The sequence below is a fragment of the Shewanella sp. ISTPL2 genome (assembly GCF_013283205.1).
GTDB classification, from domain to species: Bacteria; Pseudomonadota; Gammaproteobacteria; order Enterobacterales; family Shewanellaceae; genus Shewanella; species Shewanella oncorhynchi.
Map to the genome: position 1 here is coordinate 1,161,267 of NZ_JAAPAV010000001.1, position 23,836 is coordinate 1,185,102.

Sequence of the window (23,836 nt, forward strand, 5' to 3'; positions counted from 1 at the left end):
TGTAAACATAAGTAATACCGGCATTTTCCAGCTCCACCCGCCGTTAAGGCTTTAATTTTTTATTTACAGGATTTATATTATGTCTCAAGTTACTGGTGTTGTTAAGTGGTTCAACTCTGACAAAGGTTTCGGATTCATTGAGCAAGAATCTGGTCCAGATGTATTCGTACACTTCCGTGCGATCAACTCTGACGGTTTCAAAACTCTTGATGAAGGCCAAAAAGTGTCTTTCACTGTGACTCAAGGTCAAAAAGGTCCACAAGCTGAAAACGTAACTATCATTGGTTAATTTTCAGTGCTGTTAGCCTGGAGCTGATAGCAATGGATTAAAGGGCTGTGGTTAATTCCGTGGCTCTTTTTATTTGTGCGAAAATAAAATTTCATTTAGTTTAGATTGTTGAATCCAGTATAAGCGACGAGATCCACTTAACATGTCGCATTAATTTAATGCTTAAATCTGAAGTTAATCCTCTAATATTTCTCTGTTAGAATCCAATTCTGATATCTCCAAGATTTTCAATAAAACCATTTGATACACTCTCCTTATTTTTACTCCTGTAACATTCAATTCCATTATATGTTAACTCTTAACTCTTAACTCTTAACTCTTAACTCTTAACTCTTAACTCTTAACGCTTACTCTTATCGAGTTTATTTTTTGCGTAATCTTATATTCAATGTCGAACGCGAATGTGTCTAATCATTCATTTGTTGTAAATCAGTGACTTCAGATATTGCCGAATATGATTGGTGCACTTGCATTTCTTGCACTTAGTTATCCTACATATACTAAGCTGCACCTAAGGCTGAAAGCCTTGTAGTAAAGAGTTAAGGCTGGCAAAGCATTTAGTGCTTGATATTAAAGAACACTAGCTTATTTATGATGTAGTTTGGAGCCGACCAAAAAACGAATATGGCTATTGAGATGCCTTGCATTTCGTACATTTAAGTATTTCCGACAGAAGCTTTAGGCTGCTAATCCAACTTAATTATCGGCTACTTTATAGCGGAATAATGCTTTCCCTCGACTAGTTTTCCTAACTTATAAAGGAGGGGTCTACAGTTAGCACTAAATGGATTAAGAGCCCTTTCTACTGGCGGGTATTGGCCTGATATTTTGTTAGCATGTTTATTGCTTCTAATGTGACGTTAGTGACAACGCAAGAATACTTAAAGTTGAGAACTATATACCGAGGATCTTTTGATGGGTTATGTTATTCAAGGGACTACGATTAAGCCGAAAAATGGATAGAGCTAAATTTAAATATTGTGGAGTATTACAGTATAAATAAAAAAGCCATGCAATTGCATGGCTTTTCTGGTTTAGCTTAAGTGATTATGGACGCGCCATATCCGACTCTGCACCATTAGCGAGTTTGATTTTGGCTGTAGACTCTTCGTTCGCAGTATTCTCATACTCTCGTCCTTTAGGGACTGCCACTTGTTCTCTCACTTCAACGACAGGCTTGGTCATATCCGAAGACACCATAGAGCCAAAGCGGCTGGCGGCTTTCGGCTTGCTGACAACAACTGCATTGATTTGCGGTGTTGTTGGAACTGTTTGTACTGTGGCTTGAGGCTTAGCGATAGTAGCCGGTCTGGCCATTGGCGCAGAGGCTGTTGCTTTCACGGCTTCTTTTACTTCAGCGCTCGGTGCAACACTTGGCTCGACAAGTGTTTCGGTTTTAGCTGCTTCAGCTTTGGGTACTGCTACTGATTTAGTCACTGAGCTTTCAACTGATGGGACTGCAACGACTACGGCTTCAGCAGTAACGCTGGTCACCTGAGTTTCAACGATTGACGCAAGGTCAACTTTTGCGTCAGCAGCCTTTGGCTCTTCCACTTTCGTTTCAGTGGTTTTAGTCACAACAGGTTTAGTTTCAACTTGCTGAGTTTCAACTGCTGCAACGTCATTTGCTTGAGGCTGAGGCTCAACTTTTGCTTCTACTTTAACAACAGCAGGAGCTTCAACAGTTGGAGTTGAAATTGTTTCAGCTATTTCGACGTCATCAGTTTTAACGGCCGGTTCAGTTACCGCTGTTGTTTGAGTTGCAACAACAGGAGTTTCCACTCGAACACTGACGATTTCGCTTGGGTACTCTTGGTCAGCACCTAATTCGTCATTAGGAACGAATTGCGCTGGCGTTGATGTACCTTGGTCATCTTCGTCGCGACGACGACGTTGACCCGCTGCACGAAGGTGGCGAGGGCTACGACGGCTACGACGTTGACCATCTCTTTGCTCGCGTTTTGATTGATCATCAGCATTAGCATTTTCGTTGTCTGCATCAACTTCGCTATCTTGCGATACAGCATCCGCTGCTACAGTATGAGCTGCTGTGTCAACCAAGGTGTTTTCAGCTACGTTAACAGCATCAACAGCAGGTGTTTCTACTACAGTAGAAATTACAGTTGTCTCTTCTAGCACAATATTTTCTTGCGCTTCTTGAGCAGGTGCAGCTTCCTTACGAGGCTGGCGACGTGTTCTTGGCGCTTTAGTTTCTACTGGCGTTTGGGCAATGACTTCAGCTTTGGCATTAACACTGATAGTACTTGCCGCTGCGGCGTTAAGGGCTGCAATTTCCGCTAACACTTCTGCTGCATCTTCAGGTGCAATTGGGATCGCATTATCTGGCGTATTATGGCCATTATCGATACGCACCTTACGACGCATGTTACGGCGCTGACGACGCTCGCGGGCGACTTCTTGCTTAGGGGCATCATCTGCTTCAATGTCGGCAACAACATCTTTTGGCGCTTGTACGCGTGGCTTCGGTTCAGCTTTAGCTGGACGTTTAGCCGCTTCTTCTTTTTCGCGTACTGGACGTTCTTGTGTGCTGACTACTGCATCAGTCGGCTTTTTTGGATTGCGGCTACGCGGCTCACGAGTGCCTTCTTTTGCTTTGTCGGCATCTTGGGCATTGCGTGGGCGGCGAGTGTCATTACGACGGTTACGGCGATTGGCGTTAGCCGCACTGGTATCAGTTGCTTTAGTTTCAACAACTTTTACGGGTTCAGCTTTTTCACTTGGCGCAAACATGGCACTGATTGCACTCACAAGCTTGCTGAAGAAGCCTGGTTGTGGCGCTTCAACTTTCACCGTTGGTGATGGGGCTTGTTCTACTTTCTGTGGCGCTGCAAAACCTTTTAATGCCGGAATAGGCGCAGCAGTACGTTCCAGTTTGCGTGGCTCATACAATTTGGCTTCAGGATGCTCTATACGCTTATAGCTTGATTCACTGATTTCATCATCACTACGGTGACGGATCACGCGGTAATCAGGCGTCATCATGTGTGCGTCAGGTATCACATACACTTCGACATCGTGACGCTGTTCTGTGATGCGAATGGCTTTGCGTTTCTCGTTTAACAAGAAAGCTGCAACATCCACAGGCACAATCGCTTCGATTTGTGAGGTGTTTTCTTTGATGGCTTCTTCTTCCATCAAACGTAAAATTGACAGTGCTAAAGACTCGGTACTGCGAATCGTGCCTTGGCCATGACAGCGAGGGCAGATATGCGCTGCAGATTCTTCTAAAGAGGGACGCAGACGTTGACGCGACATTTCCATCAAACCGAAACGAGAAATGCGACCTAACTGCACGCGAGCACGATCGTGGTGCACAGCATCACGTAAACGGTTTTCAACTTCACGCTGATGACGCACTGGCGTCATATCGATAAAGTCGATAACCACTAAGCCACCTAAGTCGCGGAGACGCAATTGACGGGCAATTTCATCGGCGGCTTCGAGGTTAGTGTTAAGTGCTGTTTCTTCAATATCGCCGCCTTTAGTGGCACGGGCAGAGTTGATATCGATTGAGGTTAAGGCTTCAGTTGGGTCGATAACAATCGAACCGCCAGATGGCAGACGTACTTCGCGTTGGAAGGCGGATTCAATTTGTGATTCGATTTGGAAGTGAGTGAATAATGGCACTTCAGCTTCGTACAGTTTTACGCGCTCAACGAAATCAGGGCGAACTAAGGCGATATGTTGCTTCGCTTCTTCAAAAATACGTGGATGATCGATGAGGATTTCGCCCACGTCACGGCGTAAATAGTCACGAATAGCGCGAACTATCACATTGCTTTCTTGGTGAATTAAGAAAGGTGCGCCTTTAACTTGTGAGGCTTCGGTGATCGCCGCCCAGTGGTGTTGTAGAACTTTTAAGTCCCACTTTAACTCGGCAGATTCTTTGCCTACACCCGCAGTACGCACGATAAGACCCATGCCAGCAGGCACTTCTAAGTCAGCCATCGCTTCTTTTAGCTCAGTGCGTTCATCACCTTCGATACGACGAGAAATCCCGCCAGCACGTGGATTGTTTGGCATTAATACTAAGTAAGAGCCTGCAAGGCTGATGAAGGTCGTTAAGGCTGCACCTTTATTGCCGCGTTCTTCTTTGTCAATTTGGACAATAACTTCCTGTCCTTCACTGACCACTTCTTTGATATTTGGGCGACCTTGGAACGAATATCCCTTCGGGAAATATTCTCTAGCGATTTCTTTCAGTGGCAAAAAGCCGTGACGATCGGCACCGTAGTCGACGAAAGCGGCTTCTAAAGACGGTTCTACTCGGGTAATTTTACCTTTGTAAATGTTTGATTTTTTTTGCTCATGACCTGGGCTTTCAATGTCTAGATCATACAGTTGTTGCCCATCAACAAGGGCAACACGCAACTCTTCTGATTGAGTTGCATTGATTAACATACGTTTCATGATGACGTCATTCTTCTTTAAATAGAGGTCATCAAACATCGCGCTTCGCTGCATTACGGGCCTAGCAGTAGGTCAACTGAGCCTCACGGCTGGTGGCTAGGCATAGAGGTGCGCATTACTGTTAGACGCAGTCGCTGCGTGTCGCATCCTATTTATGGCTTATTTTTTAATGATTACAAAAACAAGGAATTCGTTGTAAAACATCAACCAACCCCATAAATTCTTTAGTTTCGTTCCGGTAATGCCCAAGTCGAATCGGTTTGTCTGACGACAAGTTAAAATATCCTTCGAAATCGGGGAGGAAAACCTAGGGTAAACCTTATTAAAGTAAGGTGACTTTCTCGATTTAATCGTAAAAAACGCATTTGTGGTATTTTTACTCTGTATACGATTTGCAAATCAATGATTTGCTATCAAGAAAATCTTTTTTTATCCGTTAAATTTTCCGCTTGGGATCAGGGCGTTGTGAACACTTTATTCACGGCTTATCCCTAATCGCTGGTGAAATATAGCAATAATCAAAAAATTCAGCAATGGAAAGGCACAATTCTTCTCAGTTGTTGTACAATGGCGACCGTTATAATTAGATGGCGCATCATGAATATAGAATCCACCCCACAACAGGTTCAGTTGATCACGATTGATGAAGATCACTTCGAACAGCGTATTGATAATTACTTAATGACCAAGCTGAAGGGCGTGCCGAAAAGCATGATCTATCGCATTGTCCGCAAGGGCGAGGTTCGAGTGAATAAGAAACGCATCAAACCCGAGTACAAGTTGCAGATTGGCGACATAGTACGTATTCCGCCAGTCCGCGTGGCAGAGCCGGATAACCGTACCGCACCATCGGCGAACTTAAGTAAAGTCTCGCAACTCGAAGATCGTATTTTGCATGAAGACAATCATTTGATCGTGCTGAATAAACCTGCTGGCATTGCCGTACATGGTGGTAGTGGAGTCGATTACGGTGTGATTGAAGCATTGCGTTCACTGCGTCCTCAACAAAAGTTTTTAGAGCTAGTACATCGTCTCGATAAAGATACTTCGGGTGTGTTGTTGGTGGCGAAAAAGCGTAGCGCGCTTAAACATCTGCATGATCAGCTTCGGTATAAAAAGATGCAGAAAGACTATTTGGCCTTAGTTAAAGGTGAATGGTCTGCTCAAGATAAAGCCGTTAAACAGCCTTTATTGAAAATCACCCTTAAATCGGGTGAGCGCATAGTGCGCGTTAATGCGGAAGGTAAACCTTCAGAAACGCGCTTTAAAATTATGCAGCGTTACCAAGGTTGTACTTTAGTGAAGGCAAGCCCTGTCACTGGACGTACTCATCAAATTCGGGTGCATTGCCAATTTGCTGGCCATCCTATCGCCTGTGATGATAAGTACAGCGAGCAAGGGTTTGACGATAGTATGCGTTCATTAGGCTTAACTCGACTCTTTTTACATGCCGCTGAATTGATGTTCATTCATCCAGAAAATGATGAAGTGATGCGGGTTTCAGCGCCTTTAGATGAAAATTTGTCGCAATTACTCGATAAGTTAAAGCGTGCGTAATCGACGGGGATAGGTTTCAAGGATGAAGATAAAGCAATACGATTTAGTGATTTTCGATTGGGATGGCACTCTGATGGATTCCATCGGTAAAATTATCACTTGTATTGAAAATATGGCTAAGGCATTGCAGTTACCTATCCCAACTGAAAGTGACATTCGCGATATTATTGGTCTTTCTATGACAGAAGCGCTGCGAGTCCTGTTCCCACAGGGGCTTAATTGTAGTGCTTCTTCCGTATATTCTCAGCTTCTACATTCTAATAATGCATTCAGCCAAGGCGAAAATGATCAATATCAGCAGATGCGCGCTGAGTTTAAAGTACAATATTTGCATTTAGACACCACGCCAACGCCGCTCTTTGCACAAGCACCTATTTTAATCGATGAGTTACATACTCAAGGTTATCAATTAGCCGTCGCAACCGGTAAAGCCCGTGCAGGGCTTGATCGCGTCTTTGAGCAAACAGGCTTAGGTCGATACTTTGTTGCATCACGCTGCGCCGATGAAGTGCACAGTAAACCCCATCCTGAAATGATCTCAAGTTTGCTGAAAGAATTGAATATTGCCCAGAACCGAGCCTTAATGGTGGGTGATTCTCTGCTGGATTTGACCATGGCGGCCAATGCAGGGATTGATAGCGTTGGCGTGACCTATGGCGCCCACAGTGCCGACAAGTTGCTGCTGGCAAAACCCATCGCCTTGATAGATTCACCAAAGCAATTACTGCAATACCTCTAACACTGCTATTTAATGCTGGAGCGGCAATACATGCCGCTCCAGCATGAGACTTCCTTATCACTTTTATTTACGTCTCGTCTTCTTGTCGATGAAACGACTCTGTAGCCCGGTATTTTTGATGCGCGTCATCGATTCAATAAACAGAGCAAAGCCTTGGCAAACGTTTAAGCGAGAACGTCTACACCTTGGGCTAACAGCATTTCCGTCAGTAATATCAGTGGTAAGCCAACTAAGGTATTGGGATCGCGACCTTCGAGCGCTGTAAATAACGCGATACCTAAACCTTCGCTCTTAAAACTCCCCGCGCAATAATAGGGCTCTTCTTTTTCAATGTAAGCCACAATCTGCGCATGGCTAAGGTGCCTAAAATGAACCGTAAAGGGTTCAACCTCAGCGGCCATAGCGCCAGTTTTGGCATTATAGAGTGCAAGACCAGTATAAAAGGTGATGGCCTTGCCTGAGGCTTGAGTGAGCTGCGCGACGGCATTATTAAAATGATGGGGTTTACCGATAATCTTGTCATCAATGACGGCAACTTGATCGGAACCAATAATCAGACCATCGGGGAATTGTTCTGCTCCCGCGACGGCTTTTGCTTTGGCTAATCGCAGCACTAAAGCATGGGCCGATTCTTCGAGATACGCCGTTTCGTCAATATTAGGATTGCAGCATTCGAAGGGTAATCCGAGTTTTCGCAGTAAAGATTGTCGATATACAGACGTCGAAGCTAAGATTAATGGGGTTGGCATAATGAGATATCCGCAAAAGAGTGACTCATATTGTGACCAATCAATGCGGGAGAGTGCAAGAGTTTCGTCTTTTATGGTTTCTTTTCAATGAATGCGACTATTTTAGGCGGCTTGCGCTTGTATGCGGCCCCATGCTTGGGTACTATTTCGCTTCCGTCAATTTCAATGTTGGGGCAGGGGAAAGGCTTAAGTCGCAAACTGGGACTTAAGTTAGTATTTTTTCTTTGACTCTAGCGTTTTCAAACTATAATATGCGCGCCTTATGCAAACAGTAAAGATACCGGTTTCAATTGATCCATTTCGCGCCGCCTCGAGTCGCCTAGTTTATCAGGGCGTTGTTCCTGGTGTGCAACTGAAAAGATTAACTGAGTTATGTGCCGGCGACTGTTCCGATGTGGCAGTGTCGCTTGAATGTGGCGTAGATTTACAGGGGATAGTCTACCTGAAAGGGAAGGCTGTGACGGAGCTCACTCTGATATGTCAACGTTGCATGACACTATTTACCACTGAGGTTACGGTCGAGTTTTGTTTTGGTCCATGTAGGACTAAGGCAGAAATCGATGAGCTCCCGGATGCGTATGACCCAATTGAGTGCAATGAAATTGGCGAAGTGCGTCTACATCAATTGATCGAAGATGAATTGATAGTCGCTATGCCGATAATCCCAATGCATCAAGAAATTGATTGCAGTGCAGGATCTAAAGACATGGTTGTAGGCGAGATAGAACCCGCTCAAGAGGAGCGTCCAAATCCGTTTGCAGTGTTAGAAAAACTGAAGAGCAAGTAATCGAGGAGACAGGCCAATGGCTGTACAACAGAACAAAAAATCACGTTCAAAGCGCGGAATGCGCCGTTCACATGACGCACTGAGCACTGCTCAGCTGTCTGTAGACGCTACCAGCGGTGAAATCCATATGCGTCATAATGTGACTGCAGATGGCTTCTATCGCGGTAAAAAGGTAATCAACAAGTAATTTGTTGGTTTCCTAATGACGAATCTGACGCTTGCGTTAGATGCAATGGGTGGTGATCATGGCCCCCACGTCACGGTGCCTGCAGCCTTGCGGGCACTACAATTACATTCTTTTCTTAAAATCATTTTAGTCGGTGACAAGACTGAAATTGATGTCTATCTACGTCAAGCCGAAGCGAGTTTACTTTCGCGCATAGAAATCATTCATACCGATGAAGTCGTTAGTATGTCTGATAGGCCTGTGCATGCCTTGCGTACACGTAAAAACAGTTCCATGCGATTGGCTATTGAGTTAGTGCGTGACGACCGCGCACAAGCGTGTGTGAGTGCCGGTAACACAGGGGCGCTGATGGCAATGGCGAAAGTATTGCTGAAGACCTTGCCTGGTGTTGATCGACCTGCATTAGTCAGTTGTTTACCTGCGGTGACTCAAAAACCGGTTTATTTGTTGGATTTGGGCGCGAATATTTCCTGTGACTCTGAAACCTTATTTCAATTTGCCGTGATGGGCTCAGTCCTGTGCGAAGCGGTAGATAAGAAATCTCGGCCAAAAGTCGCCTTGCTCAATGTGGGCGTTGAAGAAATTAAAGGTAATGACCAAGTTCAGCAAGCCGCGCAGTTGCTGCAACACACAGAACAAATCAATTACACAGGTTTTATCGAAGGGGATGAAATCTATTCCGGTAATGTGGATGTGATTGTTTGTGATGGGTTTGTGGGTAACATCACGCTCAAGACCTCTGAAGGTATTGCCAAGTTATTAGTACATCAGTTAAAACGGGGACTAACCCAAGGTTTATTCGTTCGTTTTCTGGCTAAACTTATCGCCCCTCGTATCCAGGCGGTCCTTAGTCAGATGAACCCCGACCACTATAACGGTGCAAGTCTGATAGGATTGCGCGGAATAGTTGTAAAAAGCCATGGAAACGCGGATGAAACTGCCTATTTACAAGCAATTAGTTTGGCAGTAACGGAAGCTCAACGTCGACTCCCTGAAATGATAAAAGATCGTTTGGAGTCGATTCTTTTAGATATAAATAACTGATCCCTCCTTATGCATACAAAAATTCTCGGAACTGGTAGTTATCTACCGGTGCAGGTGCGTAGCAATCAAGATTTGGAAAAAATGGTGGAAACCACTGACCAATGGATTGTTGAACGTACAGGTATATCAGAACGTCGCATTGCGGCTTTCGATGAAACCGTTTCAACTATGGGCTACCAAGCGGCATTAAAAGCGCTAGAAATGGCTGGCATAGAAGCATCAGATTTAGACATGATCGTTTGCGGCACCACCAGTGCTCCCAATGCTTTTCCTGCTGCGGCCTGTGAAATTCAAGCCATGCTTGGCGTGCATACCATTCCAGCTTTTGATATCGCAGCGGCGTGTTCAGGCTTTGTTTATGCTTTATCTGTTGCCGATCAATTTGTAAAAACGGGCGCGGCTAAAAAAGTATTAGTGATTGGTGCCGATGTACTGTCTCGCTTATGTGAGCCAGAAGATCGTTCAACGATTATTTTATTTGGTGATGGTGCGGGCGCGGTTGTGATAGGCGCATCCGAAACGCCAGGGATCATTTCGACCCACATTTATGCCGACGGTCGCCAAGGTGACTTATTGAAATGCGCTTTCCCACCACGTAAAGGCGAAACCTCTGAAGCGGTCGGTTTTATGACCATGAAAGGCAACGATGTCTTTAAAGTGGCTGTGACTCAATTGTCCCATGTGGTGACTGAGACGTTACGCATTAACAATATCGATAAGTCAGAAATTGACTGGTTAGTGCCACATCAAGCTAACTTCCGAATTATCAATGCTACCGCTAAAAAGCTCGATATGAGTCTTGATAAAGTCGTATTGACCTTAGCTAAACACGGTAATACTTCTGCCGCGTCAGTGCCCATTGCATTGGATGAAGCCGTACGTGATGGCCGTATTCAGCGCGGACAACTACTGCTGCTTGAGGCCTTTGGTGCTGGGTTTGCGTGGGGCAGTGCGCTCATTCGTTTCTAAGTTCTACATGTGTGTTCCACATGATTTTTCAATAAATTAAGTTAGCCATAGGTAATTTGAATATGGAAAATGTTGCTTTTGTATTTCCGGGTCAAGGTTCACAAGCCCTAGGCATGTTAGCCGAGCTTGCCGAATCTCATGCTGTTGTTGGACAAACCTTTGCTGAGGCGAGTGACGTCTTAGGTTATGATCTGTGGGCATTGGTTCAGCAAGGTCCTGTTGAAAGCTTAAATGAAACCGATAAAACTCAACCAGCCCTATTAGCGGCGAGCGTGGCGATTTGGCGTACCTATGTGGCTTCAGGCAAACCTATGCCTGCTATACTCGCGGGTCACAGCTTAGGCGAGTATTCTGCTTTAGTTTGCGCTGGTGTGATGGATTTTAAAGACGCGATTAAGTTGGTGGAATTACGTGGTCAACTGATGCAGCAAGCGGTTCCAGCTGGCACGGGTGCTATGTATGCGATTATCGGTTTGGACAACGAGAGTATCGCTAATGCCTGCGCCGAAGTGGCTCAAGGTGACGTGGTGAGTCCAGTTAACTTTAACAGTCCTGGTCAAGTGGTCATTGCAGGTCAAAAAGACGCAGTTGAGCGCGCTGCAGTAGCTTGTAAAGCTGCGGGCGCTAAAATGGCGGTGGCTCTACCTGTCAGCGTGCCATCACACTGTGCATTAATGAAACCTGCGGCGGATAAACTGGCCGTGGCATTAAACGATGTACAGTTTAATACCCCAACAATTACAGTGATTAATAACGTTGATGTGGCATCACCCACCTCTGCTGATGACATTAAAGATGCGTTAGTGCGTCAGTTATATTGTCCTGTCCGCTGGAGCGAAACTGTTGAGCTAATGGCCCAAAAAGGCATTACCCAACTGGTGGAATGTGGTCCTGGTAAAGTATTGACAGGATTAGCAAAACGAATTAATAAATCACTATCAGCCCAAGCGGTTAATGATGTTGCTTCATTAGCAGCATTAACTGAGTAAGGAGTTTATATGAGTTTCAACCTGAATTTAACAGGCAAAGTGGCTTTGGTGACAGGTGCGAGCCGCGGTATTGGCCGTGCGATCGCTGAGACACTGGTCGAAGCAGGTGCAGTGGTTATTGGAACCGCAACCAGTGAGAAGGGCGCTGCGGCAATCCAAGAATATCTGGGTGACAAAGGTTTTGGTTTAGTGCTTAATGTCACAGATAGTGAATCTGTTACACATTTATTCGCCTCGATCAAAGAAAAAGCGGGTGATGTTGATATTCTAGTCAACAACGCGGGTATAACCCGTGATAATCTGCTGATGCGGATGAAAGATGATGAATGGCAGGATATTATCGACACTAACCTGACATCGTTATTTAGACTGTCAAAACCTGTGATGCGTACCATGATGAAAAAGCGCTTTGGCCGAATCATCAATATCGGTTCAGTGGTAGGCACCATGGGCAATGCAGGTCAAGTTAACTACTCGGCAGCAAAGGCGGGTTTGATTGGATTTACAAAATCTCTTGCAAGAGAGGTTGCATCTCGTCAAATTACAGTTAATGCTATCGCTCCTGGATTTATCCAGACCGATATGACAGATGAGCTGACCGAAGAGCAGCAAAAAGCTATCATGTCACAGGTTCCGATGGAACGATTAGGGCAAGCGCAAGAAATTGCCAATGCAGTGCTCTTTTTGGCCTCGGACTCAGCCGCTTACATCACAGGCGAAACTTTGCATGTGAATGGCGGCATGTACATGGTTTAAGGGCGAATGGCAGGGATTTCTGTCGCAACTGAGTAGTGATCTGTATCAATTGATAGTGAAATTTCGTGGTTAGACCACGAAAACTAAGCTTGCATTGTCAGCCAAATCTAATAAACTACTCGCAATCTTACGCAAGTGCGTAATTTGAATAGGAAAGAAAACTAATGAGCAACATCGAAGAACGTGTAAAGAAAATCATTGTAGAGCAACTGGGCGTTAAAGAAGAAGACGTTAAGCCAGCGGCATCTTTCGTTGACGATCTGGGTGCAGATTCTCTGGACACTGTTGAGTTGGTTATGGCTCTGGAAGAAGAGTTTGATACCGAGATCCCTGATGAAGAAGCTGAAAAGATCACTACTGTTCAAGCAGCGATCGACTACGTTTCTAAGAATCAGTAATTCTGAATTCTTGAAGACAGGCGGCATTTTTGCCGCCTGTTTTTGTTTTACCCCCGTCAAATTCTGCCTCCGTGCCATTCAATCGTCTCTGGATCGTGTTTTAATTGTTATCCACGAGATGCTCGCCGCAGATTGGCGAATTTTTCTAAATAAAAATTATTTAAGAAATTGTCTAATGATAGAAAACCCTGTGTCCTCTATCTGAATTAACAAATTAGCATTTAAAGGTGACTGCCGTGTCTAAACGTCGTGTAGTGGTAACCGGTTTGGGGTTAGTAACTCCAGTGGGCAATACTGTCGATACTACTTGGAAGGCTTTGCTTTCGGGTAAGAGTGGTATTGCACCGATAACCAAATTTGATGCCAGTGAATTTACCACTCGTTTCAGTGGTTCAGTAAAAGATTTCGATGTTGAGCAATACGTAACGAAAAAAGACGCCCGTAAGATGGACCTCTTTATTCAATACGGTATGGCGGCTGGCATCCAAGCTATCCAAGACTCAGGTCTGGACATGAGTAAAGAAAACCCTGGTCGTGTCGGTACTGCTATTGGTGCGGGTATGGGCGGTATGTGGTTGATTGAACAAGGTCACAGCGCATTGATGAATGGTGGCCCGCGTAAGGTTTCTCCTTTTTTCGTACCTAGTACCATCATCAATATGATTTCGGGCCACTTGTCGATCATGTTTGGCATGAAAGGGCCAAATTTCGCCGTGACGACCGCTTGTACTACGGGCGTGCATAATATCGGTTTCGCGGCGCGTACCATTGCCTATGGTGATGCAGACGTGATGGTTGCGGGCGGTGCTGAGGATGTCACTTCTCCTTTAGGCGTGGCAGGTTTTGGTGCAGCGAAAGCATTATCGACACGCAATGACGATCCGACTGCGGCGAGCCGTCCATGGGATAAAGACCGTGATGGTTTTGTGATCGGTGATGGCGCTGGTGTGATGGTGATGGAAGAGTACGAACACGCAAAAGCGCGCGGTGCGACCATTTACGGCGAATTAGTCGGTTTTGGTATGAGCGGTGATGCGTTCCACATGACATCGCCTCCAAGCGACGGAGCAGGCGCTGCGGCGGCTATGGTCAATGCTATTAATGACGCTAAGTTATCACTGGAGCAAATTGGTTATATCAATGCCCACGGTACGTCGACGCCAGCAGGTGATAAAGCGGAAGCGGCAGCGGTTAAGTCAGTATTTGGCGACCACGCTTATAAAGTACTGGTTAGCTCGACTAAATCGATGACGGGTCACCTATTAGGTGCTGCGGGTGCGGTTGAAGCGATTTTCACTTTGCTAGCACTGCGTGACCAAGCCGTACCGCCAACCATCAACTTGGATAATCCAGACGAAGGTTGTGACTTAGATTTTGTTGCCCATACAGCCCGTGACGTGAAGATGGATTACGCTCTGTGTAACTCCTTCGGTTTTGGTGGGACTAACGGTTCATTACTGTTCAAGAAAGTGTAAAACACGCATTTATGGTGTAAAACACAGTGAAAAAATGCGCCTGAGGGCGCATTTTTTATGGGTCAAATTCATTGCTCATGTGAGTTGAACTCCGTTATCTTATGGCTTTATTGTGATAGATGTCACTTTCTAACTGTATGATATCCATAGTGTTAACATTTGTTCATCAAGCTTGTTTAATTCTAGTGACCACAGATAATGACAGACATATTCAATCTTAATGGAGTGTGTCATGTTAAATCCCGCGGTGATCCCGCTTGTTCCCCTCATTGGCGCATTAACTGCCAATCTGACCGAATTGATCCGCGGTGAGTTTAAAGTGTGGCATCCAAACATGGACATTGGGATCAAGACTTTTACCTTAGCAATCGCTGCTTACGTGGTGGTTTGGTTTGCCTTATTGGTGACGGCGATTAACGTCGGTGGCGATAGCAATATGTCTTCGGGCCTCGAAGTGCTTGGTTTCTTTATGTTTGGCTTAGGCGTTTACACTTTTGCTAAGGGTACACGTTTCGTCAGTAGTGAATTTCAGCTATGGATTTATCGTTTAGCGTTGCCGAGTTTATTGCTTTGCTGCGTGCTTATTAGCCACTTTGGTTAAATCGAATTTTTTGACGAGGCCAATCGTAATTATTTTTACGCTAATGGCGCTTTCTATCGTAAACTCAGCCTATTGCACGAAACATTGAGCCACAGTGGCTGAATAAGTTGAGGTTATATGGCTGGTATAGATAGACAAAGTACCCTGAGATTTTTGTCAGAGCCTGCGGATGTGAATTTTGGTGGTAAAGTTCACGGCGGCGCTGTGATGAAGTGGATCGATCTCGCGGCTTATGCCTGTGCAGCGGGCTGGAGCGGTAAATATTGTATTACTGCTTATGCGGGCGGTATTCGTTTTGTGCAACCCATTTTGGTGGGCAATATCGTTGAAGTCAGCGCAAAAGTGATTTATACGGGTAAAACTTCTATGCATATCGGTATCGATGTGCGAGCGGGCGATCCTAAAGTTTCTGAGCGTCATCTCACCACCCATTGTATTGTGATCATGGTCGCAGTTGATGAAGATGGCCTACCTACGCCAGTGCCTGAGTGGATACCACAGACGGAACATGATATTCATTTGCGGGATTCTGCACTGCGCTTGATGGAAATGCGTAAAAAGATTGGCGCCGAAATGGAAGCCCATGTGGTGAAATAGCCCCATAAATTAAATCAACAAAGGCGCTTAAGGCGCCTTTGTTGTTTTTAGCGAAAAGTGCATTTATCACTCGCTCCGATTTCATTCTGACGTTACCGTTGATGAATGTTAAACTGCGGCCACTATTTTGAATCGATTCATTTTGTTTGTCTATTTAAGGATCAGCTCATGGCAAAAGTCGCATTTATTGGTTTAGGCGTAATGGGATATCCCATGGCGAGGCATTTACTGAACAAAGGCCATGAGGTCACTGTTTATAATCGTACTTTTACCAAGGCGCAAACTTGGGTCGACACCTATGGTGGTCGCTGCTGTCCAACACCTAAGGAAGCGGCAGAGGGTCAAGATATTGTGTTTACTTGCGTGGGCAATGACAACGACCTGCGTGAAGTGGTATTAGGCAGTGATGGCGTTATTCATGGGATGGAAAAGGGCACTGTGCTGGTTGACCATACTACGGCTTCGGCCGATGTCGCTCGTGAGCTTCATCAAGTGTTATCGGAAAAGGGCATTGATTTCCTCGATGCGCCCGTGTCTGGCGGCCAAGCGGGCGCTGAAAATGGCGCCTTGACTGTGATGGTCGGCGGCGATGAAGCGGTATTTGAGCGTGTTAAACCCGTGATTGAAGCCTTTGCCCGCTGCGCCGAGCGTTTAGGTGAGGTTGGTGCAGGTCAGTTAACTAAGATGGTGAACCAAATTTGTATCGCGGGTGTGGTGCAAGGTTTGGCGGAAGCGCTGCAATTTGCCCGTAAAGCGGGACTCGATGGCGAGAAAGTCATTGAAGTGATCAGCAAAGGCGCGGCGCAAAGCTGGCAGATGGAAAATCGCTACAAGACGATGTGGGGCCAGAGCTATGATTTTGGTTTTGCCGTCGATTGGATGCGTAAAGACTTAGGCATCGCCTTAGAAGAAGCCCGCCGCAATGGTTCACATTTGCCATTGACCGCTTTGGTGGATCAATTCTATTCAGAAGTTCAGGGCATGGGCGGTAACCGTTGGGATACGTCTAGCTTGCTGGCGCGCTTAGAGAAATCGGCGAAATAAGTTTTACCTTAAGTTTCATCGTTATAACAACTTAGGTTTTGTAGTGATAAAACTCTGGTTTCGCAGTGATAGGTTTTGCAATGATAAAAATGCCCAGTCCCGATTGCGTTGGCAAATAGGACTGGGCATTTTTGTGTGTATCGTTTTTGACTAGGACATTAAGAGCTAGGATATTTAATCGTTAGTCTTTCCAGCGAATATGGGTCACTAAACTGTGAGTTTCACCTGGGGCGAGCACTACTTTATCTTCTAATACATTGGCCGCTTCTAGGCAGACCATGGTCAGATAATCCTCTGGATTAAATCGGCCCAGGCGTTGTGACTTTTCAATCCATGGGTTCCATAATACCGCTGATTGGCTGTTTTCACGGCTGACTTCGATTGTCCCCTGCGGTGTATGCAATAACTGCACTGGGCCCAGATCGGTATAGACACGGTCTGTCTCACGATCAAACAGCACTTCATCCGTGGTTTGCGGGTAAGGCCCCTCGGCAAATTCGATGTATTTTGACCCACTAAAACCGCTGGCTTTGAGTTGGTGGATATCCTCAATCGGGAAATAGCTGTGCAGCGCTTGGGTAAGCGTGACGGTTTCATCGCTTGAATTGGTATTCACAAGGCTAATGCTTAGGGTGTCGCCTAGGGTGAATAACACGCAGACCTCAGTGTTATGCGGCCAATAGATTTTATCTTGCTCACTGATTTTTAAGCTAAAACGTAAATCCACTAACTGATTACGCATTTCTACCGATTCCAGCGCCCAAATACGGGTACGGGCGAAACCGTGTTGGGGAAAGTTCGCTTCACTACTCATGCCAAACCAAGGCCAGCATACGGGTACACCGCCACGGATCCCATTACCGGGTTGATAATCGTCAGCCGATGAAACCCACAGCAAAGGTGGTTTGCCTACGGGTTGAAAATAGTCTATTTGCGCGCCCTGCAAAAAAATTCTTGCCTGACATAACGCCGTATTCACTTCGACATAATCGAGCCCGTTGGCGTGCTTTTTAGTAGTGACAGAACCCATAGTAACAATATCCTTAACTCTGCTGACATATCAGAAAAACAGGCAGTTAGCTTACAAAGTTTTCCGCGATAACATAAGGCTTTGTTGCGATCAATTTACGGTTTCGCTGTTCGTTTGTGTAAACAAAAGTCTGTGGCGGATACTGAGGTGCTTTCTTTTTCGGCAGATTTAGCTAAAGTGGTCAGAGCACCAAAGTGGTCAGATCACTTAGTTGAGTTGCAGTCTAACAAGAAAAGGGAAGCGATTATGCCAGTCTATCAAGCGCCGCTGCGCGACTATCAATTTATCCTCGATGAAATGTTACATATTTATCAGCAAGATGCACTCAAGGGGTTCGATGAAATCGATCCAGATCTTGTCGATGCGATCCTGCAAGGTATGGCCGACTTTAGTACTGAAGTTATGTTACCGCTCAATAGTGTCGGCGATTTGCAAGGCTGTAAGTTGGTCGATGGTAAGGTGATTACACCGGAAGGATTTGATGATGCCTATCGGCAGTTTGTTGATAATGGCTGGCCGACGCTGACTTGCTCCCCTGAATATGGCGGCCAAGGTTTACCCGAAGTGGTGGGGATTTTTGCCACTGAGATACAAACGGCAACTAACATGGCTTTTGCCATGTATCCCGGTTTGACCCATGGCGCTTATGCCGCCATCTATGCCCACGGCAGTGATGCTCTCAAGCAAAAATATTTGAGTAAACTGGTTAGCGGTGAATGGACTGGGACCATGAACTTGACCGAGTCCCACGCGGGTACTGATTTAGCCTTATTACGCACCAAAGCCGTGCCAGTATCTGAAGGCGTTTTTGCTATTACCGGCGAAAAAATTTTTATCTCCTCAGGTGATCATCAACTCACCGACAACATAGTGCACCTCGTATTAGCTCGTTTGCCCGATGCACCTGAAGGTGTGAAGGGCATATCTTTGTTCGCCGTGCCTAAAGTATTAGTGAATAACGATGGTAGTTTAGGCGCGCCGAACACTTTATATGCCAGTGGCCTTGAACATAAGATGGGCATTCACGGTAACTCAACTTGTGTGATGGTATTTGAAGGTGCATTGGGTGAGCTTGTCGGCGAGCCGCACCAAGGACTGCGCGCCATGTTTACTATGATGAACCAAGCGCGTTTAGGCGTTGGCGTGCAAGGTCTGGGTGTCTCTGAGATTGCCTATCAAAATGCGCTAGCCTATGCCAAAGACAGATTACAGAGCCGTGCTTTAAGCGGTGCCAAAGCACCCGAAAAAGCCGCCGATCCGATTTTGGTTCACGGCGATGTGCGCCGCATGTTGCTGTCGCAAAAAGCCTTCAATGAAGGCGCAAGAGCCTTAGTTGGACAACAAGCTTTGTGGCTCGATGAAGCTGAGCGTCATAGTGATCCCGCCAAAGCCAAAGTTGCCTCCCAATTAGCGGCACTGTTCACGCCAGTGGTGAAAGGTTTTATCACTAACCGTGGTTTTAATGCCTGTGTCGATGCACAGCAAGTGTTTGGTGGACATGGTTATATTCATGAGTGGGGTATGGAGCAATTTGTGCGTGATAGCCGTATTGCACTGATTTATGAAGGCACTAACGGTATTCAGGCATTGGATTTAGTGGGGCGTAAGCTGCTTAGCGACCGCGGTGCGGCGATGCAGCAATGGTCAGCGTTAGTGACTGAGTATATTAAATCACATAGCACGAATGCGGCGATGCAACCTTACGTGAGTGGTTTAATGGATTGTGCTGGTGATTTGCAAAAGGCCAGTGGTTATTTAGCTTCGCAGGCAGCGACCAATCCTGACATTATCGGCGCAGCCTCTATGGCTTATCTGGAGTTATTTGGGGTGACTGCACTGGCATGGATGTGGGCCAGAAGTGCCGCGGTGGCATTAGCGGCGTTGGAGCAGGGCACCGAAGAAACCGCATTTTACCAAGCTAAATTGAAAACTGCCGATTTCTACATGGCTTACTGGGCGGTGCAAGGTCGCAGTCTGCGTAAGCAAATCGAGCAGGCGAGTGAAATGCTCACGCAATTGGATGAAGCTATCTTTTAAGCATTCACCTTATAGGCTGAGTTAAGCCCTTGCTTAAGCACCGCTCAACAATAGCCAAAAACCAGCGCACTGTCGCTGGTTTTTATTTTTGTATGGTTTAAATATTTAACTTTTTGTTTTTATTAAGCTGCACGCAAGTATTCAGCTTGATGCTGTGCGTCTCTTTCTTATTCCACATTAAAACTTTCATCGAAGGTCTGTGTTATTGGCGCTCCTTTGTTTGAGTCATAACCACACATAACAAGGACTATGTGGGTTGATGTCGATGATTTATTAAACGCCTTTCACAATTGTGTAAATTCAAATGATAATTATTGTCATTAGTAAATCATTCTTTATAATGACGGCCAATTCGTTTGAATACATTTGTAAACTCTTTGGTTTATGCCATTTTTATGCGCTCGCGCTGGGGACATTCTGTGAAGACTCGTTTCGCTTACTCATTAATCGCACTTGCACTCGCTCAACATCAGTCGGCATTTGCCGCTGAAACCGTACTCGATAAAGAGGCTCCACAGCAGACCTTGTCTACGAGCTCACCAGTTCCCAGTCCTGCATCGACTCAATCCGCAGCCGATGGGGAGGTAACACTCGCAGCACCTGAGCGTATTACAGTCCATGGCCGCGCAATGCAAATGTACGTCGATAAAGAAACGACGGTTGGCACTAAGACGGCGATTAATGTGATGGAATTGCCGCAGTCGGTGCAAGTGCTGACCGAGCAGTTAATCGTTGACCAAGCGGCGCGTAATATTACCGATTTATATCGTTCAATCGCGGGTGTGAGTGAGTTTAGTTATTCCGGCGTGACCTTTCGTGGTTTCCGCGACGATGCCAACGTTTTTTATGATGGGGTAAGGGGCGATCCCTATTCGGGATTTTCTGTGCCGCAACTCTTCAATGTGCAGCGGGTTGAAGTGTTAAAAGGTCCTGCATCGGCACTCTATGGCGGCGGTGAACCTGGCGGCATGATCAACTATGTCACTAAAAAACCAACCTTTGTCGAGAGCAAAGAGCTGACCTTAAGCACAGGCAGCGAGGATATGATGGGCGGCTCGCTGGATTTCACCGGTGGCTTAACCCAAAATCTTGCCTATCGCTTTGGCGCCTATTATCAGCAGGAAGATAGCTTTCGAAATAATGCCGATAGTCAAAATGCCGAAGTGGCGGGTGGGTTACTCTACGAAATCAGTGATGATACTAAGCTTACTACCACTTTCGATATTATTAAGCAGGATTTAGGTGGCAATCGACTGCGCGGCGTTCCTGTCGATAATGACGGTAACTTCCTTGTTGCGCCATCCTATAATGCCAATGAGAAGAGTGACTTCCAGAAGATGGATGCACTGGTGCTGCAATCGATTCTCGATCATCAATTTACCGATAATTTCTCGGTCAAGACTCAGATCCGTTATCTGAATAATGATTCGACGCAGCAATATCATGAATCGAGAGGTTGGGCGACCTTAGATGCCAATAAAAAGCCCATTATGGGTGATGGCACCATTAAGCGTGAATACCGAGTTCAAGCACGGGCTAATGATGAAATCAGTTTAACCAATGATTTTGTCTATGCATTCGATGCTTTAGGTTTTGAACATGAATTCCTGTTCGGCGGCGACTATCACTATGTCGAAACCGAATATCAGTACAAATTGGCGACTGATAAGGATGGTGTTGGTAACTTGAATATTTTTGACCTTAACTATGGTGAAACCGACCCTAATAGTTACAACTTGAAGGATAAAAATACCGATGGTACCCGCGCTAACCGTTACGGCATTTATGTACAGGAACATCTGCACTTTAATGAACAGTGGTCATTGATTGCCGGTCTGCGTTTTAGCCAGTTTGATGATTATGATAAAAATACCGGTTTCTCCTTCAGCGATAACGCGATAACGCCAAGAGCAGGGCTTAATTATCGCCCAATCGATTCCATGTCCTTTTATTTGAATTACTCAGAGAGCTTCAATCCAGCATCTTTAACCAATCAAGCGGAAGATATTGGTGACGGTTTCCTCGATCCAGAAACGGGCAATCAAATTGAACTTGGGATGAAAAATGAATGGCTTGATGGCCAGTTTATGACCACGCTTGCTGTGTATCGCATTGAAAAACAAAATGTCGCCCAAGCTAACCCTTTAGATACTGGTGATGACGATGGTATTCCCGCTTTACTTAATTTGGGTGAAGTACACAGTCAAGGCCTTGAATGGACGCTGGTGGGGGATTTAACCGATAACCTGACCGTCACGGCAAACTATGCCTATAACGAGACCGAAGTGGTTAAAGGGGTAACGAACGACAGTTTAACTAATACGTTTGATAGTAAGCACTTTGCCAATGCGCCGCGCCATCAAGCAGGGATATGGACCCGTTACGATATCAATGTACTCGATTCGGCGATTGCTTTTGGCATGGATTACGTGGGTGAACAGTTTAGCCTCGATGGCCAAACGGTGAAGCCCCATACCATTTTTGATATGAGCTGGACGACCCAGTGGGATCAAACTCAAGTTCGCTTAAATCTTAAAAATATCTTCGATAAAGAATATGCCGTCAGTGGTTTTAGCGAGCGTAATGGCCATTTCCCCGGTGAGCCGCGTAATATTACGCTTGAACTGAGTCATAAGTTTTAATGCATTGATGTAAAAATAGCTTGTTCGTTAAGGATGATGAGCAAGCTGGAGCGAATGGGTTAATCTTGCGCGAATAACCGCCGTAGCTCTCTGTCTGTATTCGTGCCTTTAGCATGGATTAACCTTGTGTAACTATCATCTTAATAGTGTTTACCTATTAAGATGATAGTTTCTATCCGTTATATTTTCTCATTCAGCTTGTTTAGACTCGCCTTATATGAATTATTCGATAAGGTTTTCCTATGCACGCCGTCAGCCACTTAGCCTCCAAAGACGCTCAATCTAACGCTAGCCCACAGGTGGCCCTGATTGCAGAAGGTGGTGGTCAGCGCGGTATATTCACCGCAGGCGTGCTTGATGCTTGGCTTGATGGCGGATTTGATCCCTTTGATTTGTTTATCGGTACCTCAGCAGGTTCACAGAATCTCAGCAGTTTTTTGGCCCGCCAAAAGGGTTATGCCAAACGCTTAATCCGCGGTTTATCGCGTCATAAACGCTTCTATCGACTCGGTCGCGGGTTAGTCGGCGGCAATGTAGTCGATTTAGATTGGTATTTTGAGCAGACTCGACAAGGGATGTTTAAATTAGATCTTAACGCAGCGACAGCCTCACTCGGTCATAGGCAGTTACTGATCACCACCACCAATGCCAGCGATCGCAAGGGATATTTTTTTAGTCCAAGCAGTAAAAGCCAGTGGCGCGAATTGCTTAAAGCCTCCAGCGCATTGCCATTTTTGTATAAACAAGGGGTGAAACTCACGCCTTGGCTGAGTGACCGCGCCTGTAATAGTGACAATGCCTGTAATAGCGACAAGGCTTCTAATAACGGTGCGGCTAATCATAACGCTTCTGATAACAGCGCCTCTGATCACGGCGCAGCATTAAGCGAAGGTATTGATAGTGATTTTTATCTCGACGGCGGTTTAGCAGCGCCTTTACCTGTGCGTGAGGCCTATCGTCGTGGTGCCCGCAAAATTGTGGTGATCCGTACTGTGAGCGAGGATTTTCAGGCGCAATCGGCTTGGGTTCACAAATTAAAATCTTGGATTTGTGTTTCTGGCTTTTGTCCGAAAACCATAGATTACTTAGTGCAGCACGAACAAGCCTATCAGGATGAATTGGATTTCATCGCTAATCCGCCAGAGGATGTGGAGATAGTGCAGATTTTTGCTGCTGAAAATTTGCAAAGTAAATTGCTGGGCAGTACCGATGCGGATTTACGCCATGATTATCATGTGGGGCTGAGTGCTGGAAAGCAGTTTTTAAGCTTAGATCCGATGGCGTTGACGCAGAGTAATGCTTATTTTCAAACTCAAGTGCAAACCAACGACAAGACTCAAATTCATACTAACGCTCAAATCCAGCCATTCAGTGCGCTGTCGGCCTAGTTTGGTATTTTAGCTAAGTCACCATTTTGTACGTGAGTAAGCAATAAAAGTAAAAAGCATTAAAATACAAGCGCCACCCTAGGGTGGCGCTTGTGGTTGGCTGTATTAACCAGTTCATCAATCTAGC

General features: G+C 45.6%; 20 protein-coding genes. 17 read left to right on the plus strand and 3 right to left on the minus strand.

Features of this window, described 5'->3' with window-relative positions; all coding sequences use genetic code 11:
• The first annotated feature begins 79 nt into the window (after positions 1-79).
• Positions 80-289 carry a cold-shock protein gene (locus HUB64_RS05220; RefSeq protein ID WP_011789734.1) on the plus strand — a complete coding sequence of 70 codons (210 nt, stop codon included), beginning with the start codon at positions 80-82 and terminating at the stop codon, positions 287-289.
• A gap of 1,047 nt (positions 290-1,336) precedes the next feature.
• Here the strand turns inward: HUB64_RS05220 and rne are convergent.
• The gene (rne, locus tag HUB64_RS05225) at positions 1,337-4,774 is read right to left on the minus strand and encodes a ribonuclease E (RefSeq protein ID WP_173496528.1); all 3,438 of its coding nucleotides are present in this window, start codon (positions 4,772-4,774) and stop codon (positions 1,337-1,339) included.
• Positions 4,775-5,317: 543 nt separating this feature from the next.
• Here rne and rluC point away from each other — a divergent pair.
• Entirely contained in the window at positions 5,318-6,277 is a 960-nt protein-coding gene (gene rluC / locus HUB64_RS05230) for a 23S rRNA pseudouridine(955/2504/2580) synthase RluC (protein ID WP_049821723.1), read from the plus strand.
• Between the two features lie 22 nt (positions 6,278-6,299).
• Complete coding sequence (locus HUB64_RS05235; protein WP_173245467.1) at positions 6,300-7,016, plus strand: HAD-IA family hydrolase; 717 nt, start codon at positions 6,300-6,302, stop codon at positions 7,014-7,016.
• A gap of 164 nt (positions 7,017-7,180) precedes the next feature.
• Here the strand turns inward: HUB64_RS05235 and HUB64_RS05240 are convergent, their stop codons facing one another.
• A complete protein-coding gene (locus tag HUB64_RS05240) occupies positions 7,181-7,765 on the minus strand; it encodes a nucleoside triphosphate pyrophosphatase (protein WP_173245463.1) in 585 nt (194 codons plus the stop codon).
• Between the two features lie 262 nt (positions 7,766-8,027).
• On the opposite strand from HUB64_RS05240, the gene yceD reads away from it, so the two are divergent.
• The 11 genes from yceD (at position 8,028) to HUB64_RS05295 (ending at position 16,612) form a co-directional block, all read left to right on the plus strand.
• Positions 8,028-8,552 (plus strand): 23S rRNA accumulation protein YceD, encoded by a 525-nt coding sequence (yceD, locus tag HUB64_RS05245; RefSeq protein WP_028760371.1) that lies wholly within the window; start codon positions 8,028-8,030, stop codon positions 8,550-8,552.
• Positions 8,553-8,568: 16 nt separating this feature from the next.
• Complete coding sequence (gene rpmF / locus HUB64_RS05250; RefSeq protein WP_006081226.1) at positions 8,569-8,739, plus strand: 50S ribosomal protein L32; 171 nt, start codon at positions 8,569-8,571, stop codon at positions 8,737-8,739.
• Between the two features lie 15 nt (positions 8,740-8,754).
• Complete coding sequence (gene plsX, locus HUB64_RS05255) at positions 8,755-9,783, plus strand: phosphate acyltransferase PlsX (RefSeq protein WP_028760370.1); 1,029 nt, start codon at positions 8,755-8,757, stop codon at positions 9,781-9,783.
• 9 nt (positions 9,784-9,792) lie between these two features.
• Positions 9,793-10,752 (plus strand): beta-ketoacyl-ACP synthase III, encoded by a 960-nt coding sequence (locus HUB64_RS05260; RefSeq protein ID WP_028760369.1) that lies wholly within the window; start codon positions 9,793-9,795, stop codon positions 10,750-10,752.
• 62 nt (positions 10,753-10,814) lie between these two features.
• Complete coding sequence (gene fabD, locus HUB64_RS05265; RefSeq protein WP_173245461.1) at positions 10,815-11,741, plus strand: ACP S-malonyltransferase; 927 nt, start codon at positions 10,815-10,817, stop codon at positions 11,739-11,741.
• Positions 11,742-11,750: 9 nt separating this feature from the next.
• Entirely contained in the window at positions 11,751-12,497 is a 747-nt protein-coding gene (gene fabG / locus HUB64_RS05270; RefSeq protein WP_006081230.1) for a 3-oxoacyl-ACP reductase FabG, read from the plus strand.
• Positions 12,498-12,661: 164 nt separating this feature from the next.
• On the plus strand, positions 12,662-12,895 hold the full coding sequence (gene acpP, locus HUB64_RS05275) for an acyl carrier protein (protein WP_006081231.1): 234 nt from the start codon (positions 12,662-12,664) through the stop codon (positions 12,893-12,895).
• A gap of 236 nt (positions 12,896-13,131) precedes the next feature.
• Positions 13,132-14,370, plus strand: coding sequence for a beta-ketoacyl-ACP synthase II (fabF, locus tag HUB64_RS05280; RefSeq protein ID WP_006087466.1), 1,239 nt, complete (start codon positions 13,132-13,134; stop codon positions 14,368-14,370).
• Between the two features lie 232 nt (positions 14,371-14,602).
• Positions 14,603-14,971, plus strand: coding sequence for a hypothetical protein (locus HUB64_RS05285; RefSeq protein ID WP_028760367.1), 369 nt, complete (start codon positions 14,603-14,605; stop codon positions 14,969-14,971).
• Between the two features lie 117 nt (positions 14,972-15,088).
• Positions 15,089-15,568, plus strand: coding sequence for an acyl-CoA thioesterase (locus HUB64_RS05290; protein WP_105252855.1), 480 nt, complete (start codon positions 15,089-15,091; stop codon positions 15,566-15,568).
• A gap of 168 nt (positions 15,569-15,736) precedes the next feature.
• Positions 15,737-16,612: an NAD(P)-dependent oxidoreductase gene (locus HUB64_RS05295; RefSeq protein ID WP_173496529.1), complete on the plus strand. Its 876-nt coding sequence runs from the start codon at positions 15,737-15,739 to the stop codon at positions 16,610-16,612.
• A 181-nt stretch (positions 16,613-16,793) separates the two neighbouring features.
• Here the strand turns inward: HUB64_RS05295 and HUB64_RS05300 are convergent, their stop codons facing one another.
• Entirely contained in the window at positions 16,794-17,642 is an 849-nt protein-coding gene (locus tag HUB64_RS05300) for a D-hexose-6-phosphate mutarotase (RefSeq protein ID WP_173496530.1), read from the minus strand.
• Positions 17,643-17,888: 246 nt separating this feature from the next.
• Here HUB64_RS05300 and HUB64_RS05305 point away from each other — a divergent pair, with 246 nt between their 5' ends.
• From HUB64_RS05305 to HUB64_RS05315, 3 genes are all read left to right on the plus strand, one after another.
• Entirely contained in the window at positions 17,889-19,679 is a 1,791-nt protein-coding gene (locus HUB64_RS05305) for an acyl-CoA dehydrogenase C-terminal domain-containing protein (protein WP_173496531.1), read from the plus strand.
• A gap of 395 nt (positions 19,680-20,074) precedes the next feature.
• Positions 20,075-22,321 (plus strand): TonB-dependent siderophore receptor, encoded by a 2,247-nt coding sequence (locus tag HUB64_RS05310; protein WP_173497887.1) that lies wholly within the window; start codon positions 20,075-20,077, stop codon positions 22,319-22,321.
• A gap of 242 nt (positions 22,322-22,563) precedes the next feature.
• Positions 22,564-23,709 (plus strand): patatin family protein, encoded by a 1,146-nt coding sequence (locus HUB64_RS05315; protein WP_173496532.1) that lies wholly within the window; start codon positions 22,564-22,566, stop codon positions 23,707-23,709.
• Positions 23,710-23,836 lie beyond the last annotated feature (127 nt).

Coding starts and splice junctions, on each gene's coding strand:
- HUB64_RS05220 (WP_011789734.1), top strand. CDS start 80: ATGTCTCAAGTTACTGGTGTTGTTAAGTGGTTCAACTCTGACAAAGGT.
- rne (WP_173496528.1), bottom strand. CDS start 4,774: ATGCAGCGAAGCGCGATGTTTGATGACCTCTATTTAAAGAAGAATGAC.
- rluC (WP_049821723.1), top strand. CDS start 5,318: ATGAATATAGAATCCACCCCACAACAGGTTCAGTTGATCACGATTGAT.
- HUB64_RS05235 (WP_173245467.1), top strand. CDS start 6,300: ATGAAGATAAAGCAATACGATTTAGTGATTTTCGATTGGGATGGCACT.
- HUB64_RS05240 (WP_173245463.1), bottom strand. CDS start 7,765: ATGCCAACCCCATTAATCTTAGCTTCGACGTCTGTATATCGACAATCT.
- yceD (WP_028760371.1), top strand. CDS start 8,028: ATGCAAACAGTAAAGATACCGGTTTCAATTGATCCATTTCGCGCCGCC.
- rpmF (WP_006081226.1), top strand. CDS start 8,569: ATGGCTGTACAACAGAACAAAAAATCACGTTCAAAGCGCGGAATGCGC.
- plsX (WP_028760370.1), top strand. CDS start 8,755: ATGACGAATCTGACGCTTGCGTTAGATGCAATGGGTGGTGATCATGGC.
- HUB64_RS05260 (WP_028760369.1), top strand. CDS start 9,793: ATGCATACAAAAATTCTCGGAACTGGTAGTTATCTACCGGTGCAGGTG.
- fabD (WP_173245461.1), top strand. CDS start 10,815: ATGGAAAATGTTGCTTTTGTATTTCCGGGTCAAGGTTCACAAGCCCTA.
- fabG (WP_006081230.1), top strand. CDS start 11,751: ATGAGTTTCAACCTGAATTTAACAGGCAAAGTGGCTTTGGTGACAGGT.
- acpP (WP_006081231.1), top strand. CDS start 12,662: ATGAGCAACATCGAAGAACGTGTAAAGAAAATCATTGTAGAGCAACTG.
- HUB64_RS05285 (WP_028760367.1), top strand. CDS start 14,603: ATGTTAAATCCCGCGGTGATCCCGCTTGTTCCCCTCATTGGCGCATTA.
- HUB64_RS05290 (WP_105252855.1), top strand. CDS start 15,089: ATGGCTGGTATAGATAGACAAAGTACCCTGAGATTTTTGTCAGAGCCT.
- HUB64_RS05295 (WP_173496529.1), top strand. CDS start 15,737: ATGGCAAAAGTCGCATTTATTGGTTTAGGCGTAATGGGATATCCCATG.
- HUB64_RS05300 (WP_173496530.1), bottom strand. CDS start 17,642: ATGGGTTCTGTCACTACTAAAAAGCACGCCAACGGGCTCGATTATGTC.
- HUB64_RS05305 (WP_173496531.1), top strand. CDS start 17,889: ATGCCAGTCTATCAAGCGCCGCTGCGCGACTATCAATTTATCCTCGAT.
- HUB64_RS05310 (WP_173497887.1), top strand. CDS start 20,075: ATGCGCTCGCGCTGGGGACATTCTGTGAAGACTCGTTTCGCTTACTCA.
- HUB64_RS05315 (WP_173496532.1), top strand. CDS start 22,564: ATGCACGCCGTCAGCCACTTAGCCTCCAAAGACGCTCAATCTAACGCT.